Source organism: Bordetella bronchialis (genome assembly GCF_001676705.1).
Classification (GTDB): domain Bacteria; phylum Pseudomonadota; class Gammaproteobacteria; order Burkholderiales; family Burkholderiaceae_B; genus Bordetella_C; species Bordetella_C bronchialis.
In genome coordinates this window covers 4,646,422-4,664,425 of sequence record NZ_CP016170.1, presented here as the reverse complement: position 1 = coordinate 4,664,425, position 18,004 = coordinate 4,646,422, and the positions used below count along the sequence as shown (strand labels likewise).

General features: G+C 61.5%; 12 protein-coding genes, 2 tRNA genes, 3 rRNA genes and 1 other RNA gene. 14 read left to right on the top strand and 4 right to left on the bottom strand.

What is annotated here, in order from left to right:
* Position 1 precedes the first annotated feature (1 nt).
* From BAU06_RS20540 to BAU06_RS20530, 3 genes are all read left to right on the top strand, one after another.
* Positions 2 to 313, top strand: coding sequence for a cell division protein ZapA (locus BAU06_RS20540; RefSeq protein ID WP_066354604.1), 312 nt, complete (start codon positions 2 to 4; stop codon positions 311 to 313).
* Between the two features lie 95 nt (positions 314 to 408).
* Positions 409 to 595, top strand: a non-coding RNA gene (gene ssrS, locus BAU06_RS20535) — 6S RNA.
* A 255-nt stretch (positions 596 to 850) separates the two neighbouring features.
* Positions 851 to 1,615: an SIMPL domain-containing protein gene (locus BAU06_RS20530; RefSeq protein ID WP_066354601.1), complete on the top strand. Its 765-nt coding sequence runs from the start codon at positions 851 to 853 to the stop codon at positions 1,613 to 1,615.
* Here the strand turns inward: BAU06_RS20530 and lgt are convergent.
* On the bottom strand, positions 1,590 to 2,381 hold the full coding sequence (gene lgt, locus BAU06_RS20525; protein WP_066354593.1) for a prolipoprotein diacylglyceryl transferase: 792 nt from the start codon (positions 2,379 to 2,381) through the stop codon (positions 1,590 to 1,592). The two genes, BAU06_RS20530 and lgt, sit on opposite strands and share 26 nt — an antisense overlap.
* An 88-nt stretch (positions 2,382 to 2,469) precedes the next feature.
* Here lgt and ilvD point away from each other — a divergent pair, with 88 nt between their 5' ends.
* Together ilvD and BAU06_RS20515 are read left to right on the top strand one after the other, a co-directional pair.
* On the top strand, positions 2,470 to 4,155 hold the full coding sequence (gene ilvD / locus BAU06_RS20520) for a dihydroxy-acid dehydratase (RefSeq protein WP_066354585.1): 1,686 nt from the start codon (positions 2,470 to 2,472) through the stop codon (positions 4,153 to 4,155).
* Positions 4,139 to 4,492 (top strand): c-type cytochrome, encoded by a 354-nt coding sequence (locus BAU06_RS20515; RefSeq protein WP_066354580.1) that lies wholly within the window; start codon positions 4,139 to 4,141, stop codon positions 4,490 to 4,492. The genes ilvD and BAU06_RS20515 overlap by 17 nt, the downstream gene beginning before the upstream one ends.
* On the opposite strand, the gene hppD is transcribed toward BAU06_RS20515, so the two are convergent.
* Positions 4,493 to 5,620: a 4-hydroxyphenylpyruvate dioxygenase gene (gene hppD, locus BAU06_RS20510; RefSeq protein WP_066354577.1), complete on the bottom strand. Its 1,128-nt coding sequence runs from the start codon at positions 5,618 to 5,620 to the stop codon at positions 4,493 to 4,495. It abuts the gene before it with no gap.
* 139 nt (positions 5,621 to 5,759) lie between these two features.
* On the opposite strand from hppD, the gene BAU06_RS20505 reads away from it, so the two are divergent.
* The 7 genes from BAU06_RS20505 (at position 5,760) to BAU06_RS20475 (ending at position 13,084) form a co-directional block, all read left to right on the top strand.
* Positions 5,760 to 6,236 (top strand): Lrp/AsnC family transcriptional regulator, encoded by a 477-nt coding sequence (locus BAU06_RS20505; protein ID WP_066354572.1) that lies wholly within the window; start codon positions 5,760 to 5,762, stop codon positions 6,234 to 6,236.
* An 815-nt stretch (positions 6,237 to 7,051) separates the two neighbouring features.
* A 16S ribosomal RNA gene (locus BAU06_RS20500) occupies positions 7,052 to 8,582 on the top strand.
* An 84-nt stretch (positions 8,583 to 8,666) separates the two neighbouring features.
* Positions 8,667 to 8,743: transfer RNA gene (locus tag BAU06_RS20495), tRNA-Ile, on the top strand.
* 44 nt (positions 8,744 to 8,787) lie between these two features.
* Positions 8,788 to 8,863: transfer RNA gene (locus tag BAU06_RS20490), tRNA-Ala, on the top strand.
* Positions 8,864 to 9,190: 327 nt separating this feature from the next.
* Positions 9,191 to 12,074: ribosomal RNA gene (locus BAU06_RS20485) — 23S ribosomal RNA — on the top strand.
* 265 nt (positions 12,075 to 12,339) lie between these two features.
* Positions 12,340 to 12,452: ribosomal RNA gene (rrf, locus tag BAU06_RS20480) — 5S ribosomal RNA — on the top strand.
* Together the 16S, 23S and 5S rRNA genes with 2 tRNA genes alongside form the textbook arrangement of a ribosomal RNA operon.
* 245 nt (positions 12,453 to 12,697) lie before the next feature.
* Positions 12,698 to 13,084: a DUF4870 family protein gene (locus tag BAU06_RS20475; protein ID WP_066354570.1), complete on the top strand. Its 387-nt coding sequence runs from the start codon at positions 12,698 to 12,700 to the stop codon at positions 13,082 to 13,084.
* Positions 13,085 to 13,335: 251 nt separating this feature from the next.
* Here the strand turns inward: BAU06_RS20475 and BAU06_RS20470 are convergent, their stop codons facing one another.
* On the bottom strand, positions 13,336 to 13,614 hold the full coding sequence (locus BAU06_RS20470) for an SWIB/MDM2 domain-containing protein (protein WP_066354569.1): 279 nt from the start codon (positions 13,612 to 13,614) through the stop codon (positions 13,336 to 13,338).
* Positions 13,615 to 13,760: 146 nt separating this feature from the next.
* Between BAU06_RS20470 and BAU06_RS20465 the strand changes: the two genes are divergently transcribed.
* Together BAU06_RS20465 and pyrC are read left to right on the top strand one after the other, a co-directional pair.
* Positions 13,761 to 14,954: a M20 aminoacylase family protein gene (locus BAU06_RS20465; protein ID WP_066354567.1), complete on the top strand. Its 1,194-nt coding sequence runs from the start codon at positions 13,761 to 13,763 to the stop codon at positions 14,952 to 14,954.
* A gap of 64 nt (positions 14,955 to 15,018) precedes the next feature.
* A complete protein-coding gene (pyrC, locus tag BAU06_RS20460; RefSeq protein WP_066354565.1) occupies positions 15,019 to 16,083 on the top strand; it encodes a dihydroorotase in 1,065 nt (354 codons plus the stop codon).
* A gap of 9 nt (positions 16,084 to 16,092) precedes the next feature.
* On the opposite strand, the gene BAU06_RS20455 is transcribed toward pyrC, so the two are convergent.
* Positions 16,093 to 17,922, bottom strand: coding sequence for an ATP-binding cassette domain-containing protein (locus BAU06_RS20455; protein ID WP_066354562.1), 1,830 nt, complete (start codon positions 17,920 to 17,922; stop codon positions 16,093 to 16,095).
* Positions 17,923 to 18,004 lie beyond the last annotated feature (82 nt).

Sequence of the window (18,004 nt, the reverse complement as noted above, 5' to 3'; positions counted from 1 at the left end):
CATGGAACGCGTAGACGTCAATATCCTGGGACGCGAGTATTCACTGGCGTGTTCCGCCGAAGAAAAGCCCACCCTGATGGCCGCGGTGCGCCACGTGGACCAGCTCATGCAGCGCATCCAGGCCACCGGCAAGGTGTCCAGCAACGAGCGCATCGCCGTGATGGCCGCATTGCAGGTCGCCGGCGAGCTGCTGTCCATGAAAGCGCCGGACGGTCCGCTCGGCGGGTTGGCGGTGGGCGACTTCAAGCGTAGAATAGAGCACATGAATTCGATGCTGGACGACGCCCTGTCAGGGCAGGAAAAATTGTTGTAGCCCTGCGCCTTCCGCGCGCCTCCGGGAACCAGGCAGTACCTCCCGGCTGACAACGCTACAATATGTCCTCGCAGGTATTCATCACGGTTTCCGGTTTGTCCCTGCCGTGTTCGTGACTGGACCATACATTCTCTGAACCTATGCTTTATGGCATACAGGTTGCGTGAATGCGGGGCTGGTGTGATCGTCTCTCTGTCAGACGAACCCGACGCCCCTCCGATCGCGACCACCTTGAACCTCACGGTTCGAGATGCCGGTCCTGACGGCACAGGCGGGGCATTTATCCCGCGGGCCTGCAACCATGCAGGCTCGCACGGGAGCTCCCCGAAGGCGCCCTATGCGGGCGCCTTTTTCATGCGCCCCGCGGCAGGGCCGTGGCGGATCGCGGTGGGCAGCGCCACGCGATCGTTTCCATGTCTTTCATTCCCTTTCGCATGGGCAGGCCTTGGCCTACACTTTGGCGCGCGTTCGGCCCCCCGCCCGGGCAGGGCCGAGACGCCTTCATTGCTGGTTCACCGCTACAGAGGTCCTTCATCCATGCCTGGACGTACGCTCGATTCCCTTGGCCGCTTGTGGGCGCGCAGCGCCCTGATCCTGTGCGCCGCCTGCGCCGCGCCTGCCGCCGTGCTGGCACAGCCGGCCGAGTCCAATACGGCCGCCGCCGGCCAGTCCGCCGATGACAAGCGCGACACGGGTCCGCTGCTGACGCTCCAGGCCGCGGCATCGGAAGAAGTCCGGCAAGATACGGTGCAGATCACGGTCAGCACGCAGGTCGACGCGCCCGACCAGGCCGCGGTCGGCAAGAAGCTCAATGTCCTGCTGGACGAGCTGATGAAAACCGCCAAAAGCAACCCCGACGTGGCCGCTCGCACCGGCAGCTACCGCGTGTGGCCGAACAACAATAACAAGGGCAAGCTGGTCAGCTGGCAGGGAGAAGGCTCCATCATCCTGGAGTCCGCCAACTTCGAGGCGGCGTCCGCGCTGGCGACCAGAATGGGCGACAAGAGCGCGATCTCCAATATCAATTTCACGCTTTCGCGCAAGGCGCGCGAAGCCATCGAGCGCAAACTGCTCAATCAGGCGGCGCAGGCTTTCCGCGAGCGGGCGCTGGCCGCTGCGTCGGCCTTCGGCTTCAACGGCTACCGCCTGAAGGAAATCCATCTGGGCGGCGTGGGCGCCGTGGCGCCGCGCGCCTACATGGCGATGGCCAAGGGCGCCCCGGCGCCCGCTGCCGACGTCCCGCTGCAGGCCGATATGGTCACCGTCAGCGTCGATATCAACGGGACGATCGTTTTGCAGTAAAGGCGAACATCAATACGCCGATCAACACCATGGGCACGGACAGCCACTGGCCCATGCTGAGCCCCCCGGCCAGCAGTCCCAGGAAGTTGTCCGGTTCCCGCGTGAATTCCACCAGGAAGCGGAAGATGCCGTAGCCGATCAGGAACAGCGCGCTGACCTGTCCGGTGGGCCGGGGCTTGCGCGCGAACCACCACATCAGGATGAACAGGGCGATGCCTTCCAGGCAAAGTTCATACAGCTGCGAGGGATGGCGGGGCACGCCGTCGCCGCTTTGCGGGAACACCATGGCCCAGGGCAGGGTACTGGGCCGGCCCCACAGTTCCCCGTTGATGAAGTTGCCCAGGCGGCCCATGGCCAGCGCCAGGGGGATCAGCGGCGCAATGAAGTCGCTCACCGTGAAGAACGACACGCCGCGCTTGCGGGCGAAATAAAGCATCACCAGGATCACGCCCAGCAGGCCGCCATGGAAGGACATGCCGCCTTCCCACAGATAGAAGATCTCCAGCGGGTGCGTGAAGTAGTAGCCGGGCTTGTAGAACAGCACATAGCCCAGCCGCCCGCCGGCGACCACGCCGATGACGCTGTAGAAGATCAGGTCTTCCAGATCGCGCGGCGTGAACCCCCCGGCCACCTTGCCGCGCGCGATGCGCCAGCGGCCCAGCAGATAGACCAGGCCGAAGCCGAGCAGGTACATCAATCCATACCAATGTACGGCCAGCGGCCCGATGCGGATGGCGATGGGATCGAATTGCGGGTAGCGCAGCATGAGGTTGGATGTATAAAACAGGGTGGCCCGATCATAACCGGCCCGTATGGCCGCGGCACCGGCATGCTCGCCGGCAAGGAGTCAGATCATGGCAGCGAATGAACGTTCCCGGCATATCACGCAAGGCGTGGCGCGCGCACCCAACCGGGCCATGTACTACGCCCTGGGTTACCGCGAAAGCGACTTCGACAATCCGATGATAGGCGTGGCCAACGGCCATTCCACGATCACGCCCTGCAACAGCGGCCTGCAGCGCCTGGCCGACGCCGCGGTGCAGGCCGTGCGAGAGGCCGGCGCCAATCCCCAGGTATTCGGCACCCCGACGATCTCGGACGGCATGTCCATGGGCACGGAGGGCATGAAATATTCCCTGGTCTCGCGCGAGGTCATCGCCGATTGCATCGAGACCGCCGTGCAGGGGCAGTGGATGGATGGCGTCGTCGTCATCGGCGGCTGCGACAAGAATATGCCGGGCGGCATGATCGCCATGGCGCGGATGAATGTGCCTGCCATCTATGTCTATGGCGGCACGATCAAGCCGGGCCACTACAAGGGCCGCGACCTGACCATCGTGTCGGTGTTCGAGGCGGTGGGCGAATACACCATGGGCCGCATGGACGAAACGGACTTCAAGCAGATCGAGCAATGCGCGGTGCCGGGATCGGGATCCTGTGGCGGCATGTACACCGCGAACACCATGAGCGCCTCCTTCGAGGCCATGGGCCTGAGCCTGCCTTATTCCAGCACGATGGCGAACGAGGATGCCGAGAAAGCCGCATCGGCCGCCGAGTCCGCGCGCGTACTGGTAGAGGCGGTGCGCCGCGGCATCCGGCCGCGCGACCTGATCACGCGCCCATCCATCGAAAACGCGGTGTCCGTCATCATGGCCACCGGCGGCTCGACGAACGCGGTGCTGCATTTCCTTGCCATCGCCCACGCTGCGGAGGTGGAGTGGACGATCGACGATTTCGAGCGGGTGCGCCGGCGCGTGCCCGTCATCTGCGACCTGAAGCCCTCAGGACGATATGTGGCCACCGACCTGCATCGCGCGGGCGGCATTCCGCAGGTCATGAAACTCTTGCTCAACGCCGGTCTTTTGCATGGCGACTGTCCCACCATCACGGGCAAGACCATCGCGGAGACGCTGCGCGATGTACCGGACGAACCGCCGGCGGGCCAGGACGTCATCCGGCCGATCGGCAAGGCCCTCTATTCCCAGGGGCACCTGGCCATCCTCAAGGGCAATCTGGCGCCCGAGGGCTGCGTGGCGAAGATCACCGGCCTGAAGAACCCGGTGATCACCGGTCCGGCCAGGGTTTTCGATTCCGAGGACGATGCCATGGCGGCCATCATGGCGCGCGCCATTGTGGACGGCGACGTCGTCGTCATCCGCTACGAAGGCCCCAAGGGCGGCCCCGGCATGCGCGAAATGCTGGCGCCGACTTCCGCCCTGATCGGGCAAGGCCTGGGTGAAACCGTCGGCCTGATCACGGATGGCCGGTTCTCGGGCGGCACATGGGGCATGGTCGTGGGCCATGTGGCGCCCGAGGCTTTCGTCGGCGGCCCCATCGCCCTGATCCGCGAGGGCGATTCGGTTACCATCGATGCCCACCGACTGCTGCTGCAATTGAATATCAGCGACGAAGAAATGGCCGAACGCCGCAAAGCCTGGACCCCGCCCAAGCCCCGCTACACGCGCGGGGTGCTGGCGAAGTTCGGCAAGCTTGCGGGCACGGCCAGTCGCGGAGCCGTGACCGATGCATTTGAAGATTGATGGGATAGGGAAACGCGTGGCCGCCGCCGCGCTGGGACTGCTGCTGGCGCAAGGAGCGCTCGCCCAGACCGTGGGGGAATCGCTGGTAAAGAGCAAGGTATGCCTGGGCTGCCATCAAATCGACAGCCCCCGCGTCGGACCGCCCTTCACGGCGGTGGCGCAGCGCTACGCCGGGCAGCCGGACGCCGAGGCCTACCTTGCCAACTCCATACGCAACGGCGGCCGCTACCGCTGGGGCAAGCTCTCCATGGCGGCGCAACCCCAGGTCAGCCCCGAGGAAGCGCACGAAATCGCCAAATGGATCCTCACGCTGGCGCCGGCGTCCAGGCAGCCTTGATCACGCCTTGCCGGCCGCCTCGGCGGGTTTCAGCACGCCACGGCGCATCTGGTCGAGTTCGATGGATTCGAACAGCGCCTTGAAGTTGCCCTCGCCGAATCCCTCGTTGCCCTTGCGCTGGATGATCTCGAAGAAGATCGGCCCTATCTGGTTCTCGGTAAAAATCTGCAGCAGCAGGCCGCCCCCCGGGGCGCCGTCCAGCAGGATCCGGTTGCGCGCAAGGCGCTCCGTCTGCTCGCCGTGGTTCGGGACGCGCCGGTCCAGCAGCTCGTAATAGGTGTCCGGCGTATCCAGGAAGCGGACGCCCTGCGCGCGCAGCGCCTCTACCGTGGCGTAGATATCGTCGGTGCCCATGGCGATATGCTGGATGCCCTCCCCATGGTACAGGTCCAGGTATTCCTGGATCTGCCCCTTCTGCTCCGTGCCTTCTTCGTTGATCGGGATACGGATGTTGCCGCACGGCGAAGTCATCGCCTTGGATTTGACGCCCGTCACCTGGCCTTCGATATCGAAATACCGGACCTCGCGGAAGTTGAACAGCCGTTCGTAGAATTCCGCCCATTCGGCCATACGCCCCTTGTGGACGTTGTGGGTCAGGTGGTCCACCATGGTCAGCCCCGCGCCCACATGGTTCACATCGCTTTCAGCGGTGCGTGCGTCGATGGGTTCGAAGTCGACGTCGTAGATGCTGATGTCCCCGATGCCGCCATGGCCGCTTTTGCCGCGCCAGCGGTCCACCAGGTAAATCAGCGAATCGCCTATGCCCTTGATCGCCGGTATGTTCAATTCCATGGGACCGCTGTGCGAATCGAAGCCCCAGGCGCCCCGGTCCAGCGCCCGGCGATAGGCCGCCGCCGCGTCCTGCACCCGGAACGCGATGGCACAGATAGAGGGACCATGCAGCCGGGCGAAGCGCTGGGCGAACGAATCGGGCTCCGCATTCACCAGGAAGTTGATGCCGCCCTGGCGGTACAGGATCACGTCCTTGTGGCGGTGCCGCGCGATTGCCTTGAAGCCCAGCAGTTCGAACACCCGCCGCAGCGCCGCGGGATCCGGGGCGGCATATTCGACGAATTCGAAACCGGCGGTTCCCATGGGGTTGTCCCACGGTTGGAAGGCTGCTGTCATGTCGTGCGTCCCTGTCTTTTGTAGTGGAAGAGGTCTGAAAATTGTAGGAAACAGTCGGCGGCAGCCGATTGCGATAAGCGTCGCGAAATAGGGATTTTCGGCAATAAAATGTTCTCGATTCAAGTTTCAGGGGCGGAAAATGTCGAAAGAATTGCTGGATAGGACGGATCGCAGAATCCTGGCCGAGCTGCAGCGGGACGGCCGCTTGACCAACCAGGAGCTGGCCGACCGCGTATCGCTGTCCCCCAGCCCTTGCCTGCGCCGCGTCCGCCGCCTGGAAGAGGACGGCTATATCCGCCGCTATGTCGCCCTGGTCGACGCCGAGAAAGTAGGCTTCGGCCTGGTGGCCTACGTCACCATCCGCTTGAACAAGCACAGCGGCTCCAGCCATGCGCCCATGGCCGAATTCGCGCGCGATGTGCAGGCCTGGCCCGAAGTCGTCGCCTGCTACGCGATGACCGGCGACATGGACTACCTGTTGCGCATCCAGGTCGAGGACCTGGCCCACTTCTCCCGCTTCGCCATGGACACGCTCATGCAACACCCGGCGGTTATCGACATGCGGTCCAGCTTTGCCCTGCAAAAGATCAAGGAAACCACGGAGCTGGCGCTGTAGCGCGATCGCGGCCGCGCGGGATCGGGCGTTCCCGGTATCGGGGACCGGTCGAACTCGCGGCCGGCGGCGGCGTCCCGGGAAGGGGGGCGCCAGGTAGCTCGGCGGGGACGCGAAGCGCGGGAGCTGGCAAGCGCAGGGCCGGGAATAGGCGAACGGAAGCAGAGTCCGGACGCCGGCAGGCGTGGCGGGCCGGGGCGTCGCTTGGGCGGAGTGCCGATGCGTGCTATGATGCTTAGTTCCAGTTGCAACATTGGACTGGCGGGCAGAAGACTGGTCGGTATCGACCAGGCCCGGGGCGGCAGCTCGAATCTTGTGCGGAAGCGCTGAGCGGATCGGGAATCCCGGATCCCTTCGGAGTTCGATTCTGCACAGCGGCAAGTGAAACGTGATTTCGCAAAACGCAGTTTGATTTGACAGCCCAAAAAAATGTCTTCATAATCTCGTTTCTCTGCTGCTGACACAGCGAACGACGCGAAACGCAAGCCGAAGGGCGGGCGCCGCGGTCGGGCTGGATCGGCAAGCTGCCCTGGAAAGGGTGGCGGGCTGGCAGGGCCGGGGGTGTAAAAGCCCCAGGGTGTCATAACCCACTTGTTCTTTAAAAACGAAACAACCGATAAGTGTGGGCGCTTGATGGGCTTAGGCGCACCGGTCCGGTTCGATACGCGAGTATCGAGCGGGGCTGGGCCAAAGAAATCAAGTGCTCACAGAAGTAAGTGTCAGGAATCAGAGGGTCGAAAGATCGTCTGGGTTCTATCACTTCCTTTGAGAGCGCTAAGCGAAAGACAACCTCTAGCAGGTTGTGCGAAACAGAGATTGAACTGAAGAGTTTGATCCTGGCTCAGATTGAACGCTGGCGGGATGCCTTACACATGCAAGTCGAACGGCAGCGCGGACTTCGGTCTGGCGGCGAGTGGCGAACGGGTGAGTAATGTATCGGAACGTGCCCAGTAGCGGGGGATAACTACGCGAAAGCGTAGCTAATACCGCATACGCCCTGAGGGGGAAAGCGGGGGATCTTCGGACCTCGCACTATTGGAGCGGCCGATATCGGATTAGCTAGTTGGTGGGGTAACGGCTCACCAAGGCGACGATCCGTAGCTGGTTTGAGAGGACGACCAGCCACACTGGGACTGAGACACGGCCCAGACTCCTACGGGAGGCAGCAGTGGGGAATTTTGGACAATGGGGGCAACCCTGATCCAGCCATCCCGCGTGTGCGATGAAGGCCTTCGGGTTGTAAAGCACTTTTGGCAGGAAAGAAACGGCGCCGGCTAATACCTGGCGTAACTGACGGTACCTGCAGAATAAGCACCGGCTAACTACGTGCCAGCAGCCGCGGTAATACGTAGGGTGCAAGCGTTAATCGGAATTACTGGGCGTAAAGCGTGCGCAGGCGGTTCGGAAAGAAAGATGTGAAATCCCAGGGCTTAACCTTGGAACTGCATTTTTAACTACCGGGCTAGAGTGTGTCAGAGGGGGGTGGAATTCCACGTGTAGCAGTGAAATGCGTAGATATGTGGAGGAACACCGATGGCGAAGGCAGCCCCCTGGGATAACACTGACGCTCATGCACGAAAGCGTGGGGAGCAAACAGGATTAGATACCCTGGTAGTCCACGCCCTAAACGATGTCAACTAGCTGTTGGGTCCTTCGGGGCTTGGTAGCGCAGCTAACGCGTGAAGTTGACCGCCTGGGGAGTACGGTCGCAAGATTAAAACTCAAAGGAATTGACGGGGACCCGCACAAGCGGTGGATGATGTGGATTAATTCGATGCAACGCGAAAAACCTTACCTACCCTTGACATGTCTGGAATCCCGAAGAGATTTGGGAGTGCTCGCAAGAGAACCGGAACACAGGTGCTGCATGGCTGTCGTCAGCTCGTGTCGTGAGATGTTGGGTTAAGTCCCGCAACGAGCGCAACCCTTGTCATTAGTTGCTACGAAAGGGCACTCTAATGAGACTGCCGGTGACAAACCGGAGGAAGGTGGGGATGACGTCAAGTCCTCATGGCCCTTATGGGTAGGGCTTCACACGTCATACAATGGTCGGGACAGAGGGTCGCCAACCCGCGAGGGGGAGCCAATCCCAGAAACCCGATCGTAGTCCGGATCGCAGTCTGCAACTCGACTGCGTGAAGTCGGAATCGCTAGTAATCGCGGATCAGCATGTCGCGGTGAATACGTTCCCGGGTCTTGTACACACCGCCCGTCACACCATGGGAGTGGGTTTTACCAGAAGTAGTTAGCCTAACCGCAAGGAGGGCGATTACCACGGTAGGATTCATGACTGGGGTGAAGTCGTAACAAGGTAGCCGTATCGGAAGGTGCGGCTGGATCACCTCCTTTCAGAGCGCGCGCACAAGTGCGTCAAGTGGCCACACTTATCGGTTGTTGTGTAAGACTGGATCGATAGCGGATCCGATGCGAATTGGGTCTGTAGCTCAGTCGGTTAGAGCACCGTCTTGATAAGGCGGGGGTCGTTGGTTCGAATCCAACCAGACCCACCAACGATTAAGCGAGTTAAGGCAGCGTTGAAAGGCGGTGCGTTAATGGGGGTGTAGCTCAGCTGGGAGAGCGCCTGCTTTGCAAGCAGGATGTCATCGGTTCGATCCCGTTCACCTCCACCACTTACCTGGTGCGCAGTGTCGAAGGGTCCGCGAAGAAAGAGTTCAACGGTCAGCGCTTGGCGCCTGGCGGGATGGAAAGATCCTGGCGAGGCGAACGAGTCTTGAGCGTTGGGTTTTTGACTCGACAGTTTTATTTGTTCTTTAACAATCTGGAAGAAGCACAACGAGAAGTATTGGCGGTGCATTGAGAGATGCGCCGTTGGATACGGGTTGTGATTGCATGATAGTTCAAACTCAAGTGATTGAGGATTGGACGGCACAAACGCAAAGTATCATGTCAGAAGCAAGACGGTTGCTTGGACGGTTTTATAGCCATTAGCGTTATAGGATCAAGCGACTAAGTGCATATGGTGGATGCCTTGGCGATCACAGGCGATGAAGGACGTTGTAGCCTGCGAAAAGCTGCGGGGAGCTGGCAAACAAGCATTGATCCGCAGATGTCCGAATGGGGAAACCCACTGCCGCAAGGCGGTATCCTGGGCTGAATACATAGGCTCCAGGAGGCGAACCGGGTGAACTGAAACATCTCAGTAGCTCGAGGAAAAGAAATCAACCGAGATTCCGAAAGTAGTGGCGAGCGAAATCGGAAGAGCCTTTACGATTTAGCGTGTTGCATAGTCGAACGGGATGGAAAGCCCGGCCGTAGCAGGTGATAGCCCTGTAGGCGAAATGCAATGCGTGGAACTAAGCGTAAGAGAAGTAGGGCGGGACACGTGAAATCCTGTTTGAAGATGGGGGGACCATCCTCCAAGGCTAAATACTCGTGATCGACCGATAGTGAACCAGTACCGTGAGGGAAAGGCGAAAAGAACCCCGGAAGGGGAGTGAAATAGATCCTGAAACCGTATGCATACAAACAGTCGGAGCCTCCTTGTGGGGTGACGGCGTACCTTTTGTATAATGGGTCAGCGACTTACATTCAGTGGCGAGCTTAACCGGATAGGGAAGGCGTAGCGAAAGCGAGTCCGAATAGGGCGATTCAGTCGCTGGGTGTAGACCCGAAACCAGATGATCTATCCATGGCCAGGTTGAAGGCACGGTAACACGTGCTGGAGGACCGAACCCACTAGTGTTGAAAAACTAGGGGATGAGCTGTGGATAGGGGTGAAAGGCTAAACAAATCTGGAAATAGCTGGTTCTCTCCGAAAACTATTTAGGTAGTGCCTCAAGTATGACTGCGGGGGGTAGAGCACTGTTATGGCTAGGGGGTCATGGCGACTTACCAAACCATGGCAAACTCCGAATACCCGCAAGTCCAGCTTGGGAGACAGAGCACCGGGTGCTAACGTCCGGACTCAAGAGGGAAACAACCCAGACCGCCAGCTAAGGTCCCCAATTATCGCTAAGTGGGAAACGAAGTGGGAAGGCTTAGACAGTCAGGAGGTTGGCTTAGAAGCAGCCATCCTTTAAAGAAAGCGTAATAGCTCACTGATCGAGTCGTCCTGCGCGGAAGATGTAACGGGGCTAAGCGATAAACCGAAGCTGCGGGTGTGTACTTTGGTACACGCGGTAGGAGAGCGTTCTGTAAGCCTGCGAAGGTGACTCGTAAGGGTTGCTGGAGGTATCAGAAGTGCGAATGCTGACATGAGTAGCGATAAAGGGGGTGAAAAGCCCCCTCGCCGTAAGTCCAAGGTTTCCTGCGCAACGTTCATCGGCGCAGGGTGAGTCGGCCCCTAAGGCGAGGCAGAGATGCGTAGCTGATGGGAAGCTGGTTAATATTCCAGCACCATCGTACAGTGCGATGGGGGGACGGATTGCGGAAGATCATCAGGGTGTTGGAAGTCCCTGTTGCTGCATTGAAGAGGGCGCTTAGGCAAATCCGGGCGCGAGACTCAAGGGTGTGGCACGAGCGAGCATGGCTTGCGAAGTGATTGGAAGTGGTTCCAAGAAAAGCCTCTAAGCTTCAGCTGTACGAGACCGTACCGCAAACCGACACAGGTGGACGGGATGAATATTCCAAGGCGCTTGAGAGAACTCGGGAGAAGGAACTCGGCAAATTGATACCGTAACTTCGGGAGAAGGTATGCCCCGGTAGTGTGAGGCGCCTGCGCGCTGAGCATGATGGGGTCGCAGAGAATCGGTGGCTGCGACTGTTTATTAAAAACACAGCACTCTGCAAAGACGAAAGTCGACGTATAGGGTGTGACGCCTGCCCGGTGCCGGAAGGTTAAGTGATGGGGTGCAAGCTCTTGATCGAAGCCCCGGTAAACGGCGGCCGTAACTATAACGGTCCTAAGGTAGCGAAATTCCTTGTCGGGTAAGTTCCGACCTGCACGAATGGCGTAACGATGGCCACACTGTCTCCTCCCGAGACTCAGCGAAGTTGAAGTGTTTGTGATGATGCAATCTACCCGCGGCTAGACGGAAAGACCCCATGAACCTTTACTGTAGCTTTGCATTGGACTGTGAACCGGCCTGTGTAGGATAGGTGGGAGGCGCGGAAACCGAGTCGCCAGATTCGGTGGAGCCGACCTTGAAATACCACCCTGGTCTGTTTGCGGTTCTAACCTTGGCCCGTTATCCGGGTTGGGGACAGTGCATGGTGGGCAGTTTGACTGGGGCGGTCTCCTCCCAAAGCGTAACGGAGGAGTTCGAAGGTACGCTAGGTACGGTCGGAAATCGTGCTGATAGTGCAATGGCATAAGCGTGCTTGACTGTGAGACTGACAAGTCGAACAGGTGCGAAAGCAGGACATAGTGATCCGGTGGTTCTGAATGGAAGGGCCATCGCTCAACGGATAAAAGGTACTCTGGGGATAACAGGCTGATACCGCCCAAGAGTTCATATCGACGGCGGTGTTTGGCACCTCGATGTCGGCTCATCTCATCCTGGGGCTGTAGCCGGTCCCAAGGGTATGGCTGTTCGCCATTTAAAGAGGTACGTGAGCTGGGTTTAAAACGTCGTGAGACAGTTTGGTCCCTATCTGCCGTGGGCGTTGGATACTTGACGGAGCCTGCTCCTAGTACGAGAGGACCGGAGTGGACGTACCTCTGGTGTACCGGTTGTCATGCCAATGGCATTGCCGGGTAGCTATGTACGGAAGAGATAACCGCTGAAGGCATCTAAGCGGGAAACTCGTCTGAAGATTAGGTATCCCGGGGCCTCGAGCCCCCTGAAGGGTCGTTCAAGACCAGGACGTTGATAGGTCGGGTGTGGAAGCGCAGTAATGCGTTAAGCTAACCGATACTAATTGCCCGTGCGGCTTGATCCTATAACCCTGATGGTTGGAAAACCATCGAACGCATCCCAGGCAAGTCGGCTTGCATAAGCCATGATACTTGCGACACTGTGCCAGGCAGCCAAGCGCTGCCCGCAGTCTCGACCCGCATCCAGCAAGACAGAACCAATACCGATCGTTGCCCAGGCCAGTACCCCCTCACCGGGCCCGGCCAGGCAGCGTGCTTCGACCAGATTGGCGTGACGCGGCAAGCTCACCGGCATCCCCGGCCAGCCCACGCGGTGCGCAACCCCTTACGCCTGACGACCATAGCAAGGTGGTCCCACTCCTTCCCATCCCGAACAGGACAGTGAAACGCCTTCGCGCCGATGATAGTGGACGGACGTCTGTGAAAGTAGGTCATCGTCAGGCTCTTATCCCCAAAACCCCGCTGGGCTCCCCAGCGGGGTTTTGCTTTATGTGGCCCGCTTGCACGGGCACCCGGTCCACCATCGCAGGACCTGGACGGTCCCCCAGTCCACCATTGCAGCAAGGCCTCGCGCGGGGTTCGTTGCCGCAGGCACGAACGGCGTCCATAAATAACAACGTTTAACGTTGCCGGCCGCCGTCGCGGAAGAAGCCGCGGATGTTGTGCGGTAACATATTCGATCGATGAGATGGAAGAAGGAGCGGTTATCGTGAGCGAGCCCCAGTCCCCTGTTGCCGGCAACAGTCCCGATCTGCGCACCATTACGCACGTCGCGTATGGCTTGTATGCCCTGGGCTTCGTGACGGGCGGTTTTCTCGCCATCGCGACACTTGCGGCGGTCGTGCTGGTATATATAAAGCGCGCCGATGCGGCAGGCACCTATTACGCGTCCCACTTCGACTGGCTGTTGCGTACCTTCTGGTGGGCCCTGCTGTGGCTTGCCATCAGCGCCATCGCCACACTGATTTTCATTGGCTGGATCGGCGTGGCCGCGACCGTGATCTGGGTGCTCTATCGCCTGATCAAGGGCTGGCTTGCGCTGATGGAAGGACGCGCACCGACGGCTTATGCGTGATCGCTCGCGCCCATGGGCGCTAACGGTGCGGCGTCTGGAAACAAAAACGGCTGGCGAAATGCCAGCCGTTTTTTTTATCCGATTCCGGGCCGTTATCCGGGTGCTGCCGCGTGAGGGCGGTGCGCACGCTTCCTGGCATCGCGCCTGCTGACATCCAACGTGTCGCGGCGCTTATCGTCTGCCGGGGTCCGCAATTAGAACCTGCTGACGCAGCAGCCCGGTCCATGTGGCCTGGCGGGCAAGAGCACCGCTTACTTCAGATGAGCGTTGACCAGCTTGGTCAGTTCGAACATCGAAACCTGGTCCTTGCCAAACAGCGGCCGCAGCTTGTCATCTGCGTTGATATTGCGCTTATTGTTGGCATCTTGCAGGTTGTGCTTCTTGATGTATTCCCAGATCTTCTTCGTGACCTCGGTACGCGGCACCGCCTCGGGACCAATGACCGCGGCCAGATCTGCGCTAGGCGTGAGCGGCTTCATGAAAGCGGCATTCGGCTTGCGGGCAGACGCGGTTTTGGAGGGTGTGGCCATAATGCGGCTCTCCTTCTCTGAGTGTTGGAAAATGGATCCTGCGGCCGGAGCATAACGTGTCTGCGCCCTAAAGACAAAGGCATTTATCGTCTGTAGCAACTAAAATGACCCACTAAACTCCGCAACTTTGTAATCCGTGACGGGCTATGTATCCGCGTTCACCGCTCGAGTCGATACGCTTATTCCATGATGAACTAACGGCATTGCGACGTGACCTGCATGCCCATCCCGAGCTCGGGTTCGAAGAGGTCCGAACCTCCGGCATCGTCGCCGGCGCGCTGGAGGCGCTGGGCATCGAAGTGCACCGCGGCATCGGCAAGACAGGCGTGGTCGGCGTCATCCGCGGCCGCGGCACCGATAGCGGACGCATGATAGGGCTGCGCGCGGACATGGACGCGCTGCCCATGACCGAGGACAACGCATTCGGGCACAAGTCCACGAAGCCTGGGCTGATGCACGGATGCGGCCACGACGGCCATACCGCCGTGCTGCTCGGCGCCGCGCGCTACCTGGCGCAGACGCGCAACTTCGACGGCAGCGCGGTGCTGATTTTCCAGCCCGCGGAAGAAGGACGCGGAGGCGCGAAGGCCATGATGGAAGACGGCCTGTTCGATACCTTTCCCTGCGATGCCATCTACGCTTTGCACAACTGGCCCGGGCTGCCGCCGGGCACCATAGGGATCAATCCCGGCCCGATGATGGCGGCCGCGGATCGCTTCGAGATCGTCATCAACGGCCGCGGCGGCCACGGCGCGCATCCTTACCAGACGATAGATCCGGTGGTGGTGGCAGGCCACCTCATCACCGCGCTGCAAAGCATCGTGGCCCGCAACATTAATCCGCTGGATTCGGCGGTGCTTTCCGTGGGCTCGGTGCAGGCGGGGCATCCCGGCGCCATGAGCGTGATCCCGCGCGAAGCGCGCATGGTGGGCACGGTGCGTACCTTCCGGAAGACCGTGCAGGAACTGGTAGAGCGCCGGATGACCGAACTGGCCACGTCCATCGCCGGCGCATTCGGCGCGACGGCAGAGGTCAAGTACGAACGCATCTACCCCGCCACCCTGAATACCCCGCAGCATGCCAATCTGGTGGCGGACATCGCCACCGAGATGATAGGCAAGGAAAACGTCGTGCGTGACCTCGTGCCCTCGATGGGCTCGGAGGACTTTTCCTTTATGCTGCAAGCGCGCCCTGGCGCATACTTCCGTTTGGGCCAGGGCGGCGCGGAGTCCGGTTGCACCTTGCACAACAGCCACTTCGATTTCAACGACGCCGTGATCCCGCTGGGTGCCGCGATGTTCTGCGCCCTGGCCGAGCGCGGCATGCCGTTGTCGGAGTAGCGCGGCTCGTCCGGCGGCCGTGCATGCGGCCGCCCGCCGCCATCATCACTACATTGGAAATTTCATGTCCACACAGTCTTTCGACACCATGGTCATCACGCGCCCGGATGACTGGCACTTGCACCTGCGCGATGGCGATGCGCTGTCGGCCGTGGTCGCCGATACCGCGCGGCAGTTCGCACGGGCCATCGTCATGCCCAACCTGAAGCCGCCCGTCACCACGACCGCACAGGCGCTGGCGTATCGCGAACGCATCAATCTTGCGCTGGCGCGCGCCGGCGTGCAGCAGGGCTCTTTCACGCCGCTGATGACGCTGTATCTGACCGATAACACCTCGGCGGACGAAATCCGGCGGGCCAGCGAGTCGGGGCTCGTCCACGCGGTAAAGCTTTATCCCGCGGGGGCCACGACGAACTCGGATGCCGGGGTGACGGACCTGCTGGGCAAATGCCGGCCGGCGCTGGACGCGCTGGAAAAAGCCGGCATGCCTTTGCTGGTGCACGGCGAAGTCACCGATCCCGCGGTCGACGTCTTCGATCGCGAGGCCTTGTTCATCGAACGCGTCATGCGGCCCTTGCGGCAGGCCTATCCGGCGTTGAAAGTTGTCTTCGAGCACATCACGACCAAGGATGGCGCCGAATACGTCCGCGATGCGGAAGGCCCGGTGGCGGCCACTATCACGCCGCAGCATCTGCTGTACAACCGCAATGCCCTGTTCCAGGGCGGCATGCGGCCGCACATGTACTGCCTGCCCATACTCAAGCGGGAAGTGCATCGCCAGGCCCTGGTTGCCGCGGCGACCAGCGGCAGCAAGCGCTTCTTCCTGGGCACCGATAGCGCGCCGCACGCGCGTGGACTCAAGGAGCATGCCTGCGGTTGCGCGGGTTGCTATACGGCCCTGCATGCGATGGCCTTGTATGCGAAGGCCTTCGAGCGGGCCGGGGCGCTGGACAAGCTGGAGGGCTTCGCCAGCCATTTCGGGCCGGACTTCTACGGCCTGCCGCGCAATAGCGGGACCTTGACGTTGAAGCGCCAGGAATATGTGATCCCCGACGAGGTGCCGTACGGCGCCACGACCCTCGTCCCGCTGGCCGCGGGGGAGTCGCTGGCCTGGCGGGTCCAGGGCTGATCGCGTGCTTCAGGAGGCCGCCGCGCGGCGCGCCTCCAGCTGTTCCCAGCGGTTGAACTTCTCTTCCAGCGTGCGTTCGAGCTCCGCCAGCTTTTCGTTGATGCGCGCGACCTCGTCGGGCGCATCGCGATAAAGCGAGCCATCGGCCAGGCGGCCCGACAGGGTGGCCTGTTCGGCCTCGATGGCGGCGATCTGGTCGGGCAGCCCGTCCAGTTCCTTGCTTTCCCAGGCGCTCAGGCGGCTGGCCTTGGGGTTTCTGGGTTTGCCCTGCGTGGACTGCCTGTCCGATGGCGACGCGGGGTCGGTCTTTTCCGCGGGCTTGTCCGCGGCGTTCTCCCCCGGCGCCGGGCGCTGCGCCAGCCAGTCGTCATAGCCGCCGACGTAATCGTTCCAGATGCCCGGTCCGTCGCTGGCGATGGTTTGCGTGACGACGTTGTTCAGGAATTCGCGGTCGTGGCTGACCAACAGGACGGTGCCCGTATATTCCTGCAATAGCGCTTCCAGCAGTTCCAGGGTCTCGATATCGAGATCGTTGGTCGGCTCATCCAGTACCAGTACGTTGGCGGGCCGCGCGAACAGGCGCGCCAGCAATAAGCGCGCGCGTTCGCCGCCGGACAGGCTGCTGACCGGCGAGCCCGCGCGCGCCGGCGAGAACAGGAAATCGCCCAGGTAGCTCATCACGTGCTTGCGCGTGCCGCCGATCTCCACCCACTCGCTGCCCGGGCTGATGACATCGGCCAGCGTGTCGGTTTCGTTGAGCTGCGCGCGCATCTGGTCGAAATAGGCCACCGCCACATTGGAACCCCCGCGCACCGTGCCGGCATCGGGGGCCAGCTGGCCCAGGATGATGCGCAGCAGGGTGGTCTTGCCCGCGCCGTTGGGCCCGATGATGCCGATGCGGTCCCCGCGCAGGATGGTGGTCGAATAATCGGCCACCACCACACGGTCGCCGAATGCCTTGCGCACGTGCTGCAACTCGGCGACCAGCTTGCCCGAGCGCTGGCCTTCCGCAAGCGCCAGGTTGACGTTGCCCTGCCGTTCGCGTCGCTCCGCGCGTTCCACCCGCAGGCGCTCCAGCCGCCGTACGCGTCCTTCGTTACGCGTGCGCCGCGCCTCCACGCCCTTGCGTATCCATACTTCCTCCTGGGCCAGCAGCTTGTCGAAGCGCGCCTGTTCCAGCCGTTCCGATTCCAGCCATTGCGCCTTGCGTTCCTGCCATTGGGAGAAGTTGCCCGGAAAACTGAGCAGGCGGCCGCGGTCCAGTTCGACGATGCGCGTGGCGATGTTGTCCAGGAAGCGGCGGTCGTGGGTGATGATGACGGCGCTGCCCTTCCAGGCCGATAGCATCTCTTCCAGCCAGGCGATGCCCTCGAAATCCAGATGGTTGGTCGGCTCATCCAGCAGCAGCAGATCCGGTTCGCCGGCCAGGGCGCGGGCCAGCGCGACCCGTTTGCGTGTTCCCCCCGACAGGCCCGCCACGGGCGCGTCGGCCGGCAGGCGCAGGCGTTCCAGCAGCGAGCGCACGCGCGACGGCCGTTGCCAGTCCTCGGTGTCTTCCACGGGGCCGCAGACGGTCTCGAACACGGTGGCGTGTTCGTCCAGCACCGGCTCCTGCTCCACCGTGGCCACCTTCAGTCCGGCGGCGCGCGAGATATCGCCATCGTCGGGGTCGGTGCGGCCATCGAGCAGCCGCAACATGGAGGATTTACCCGCGCCGTTGCGCCCGATCAGGCCGATGCGCTCGCCGGCCTGGATGGAAAAATCGGCGCCGTCCAGCAGGGGATGATGGCCGTAGGCCAGCTGGACGCCGGTGAAGGTGATAAGGGTGGCAGGGGCCATGTGACGACAACGGGACGGTCGGGGAAAGACCGATATTGTCGCAGGAAGGCGGACGCGATGCCCGCGGGCTCACCGTCGGCCA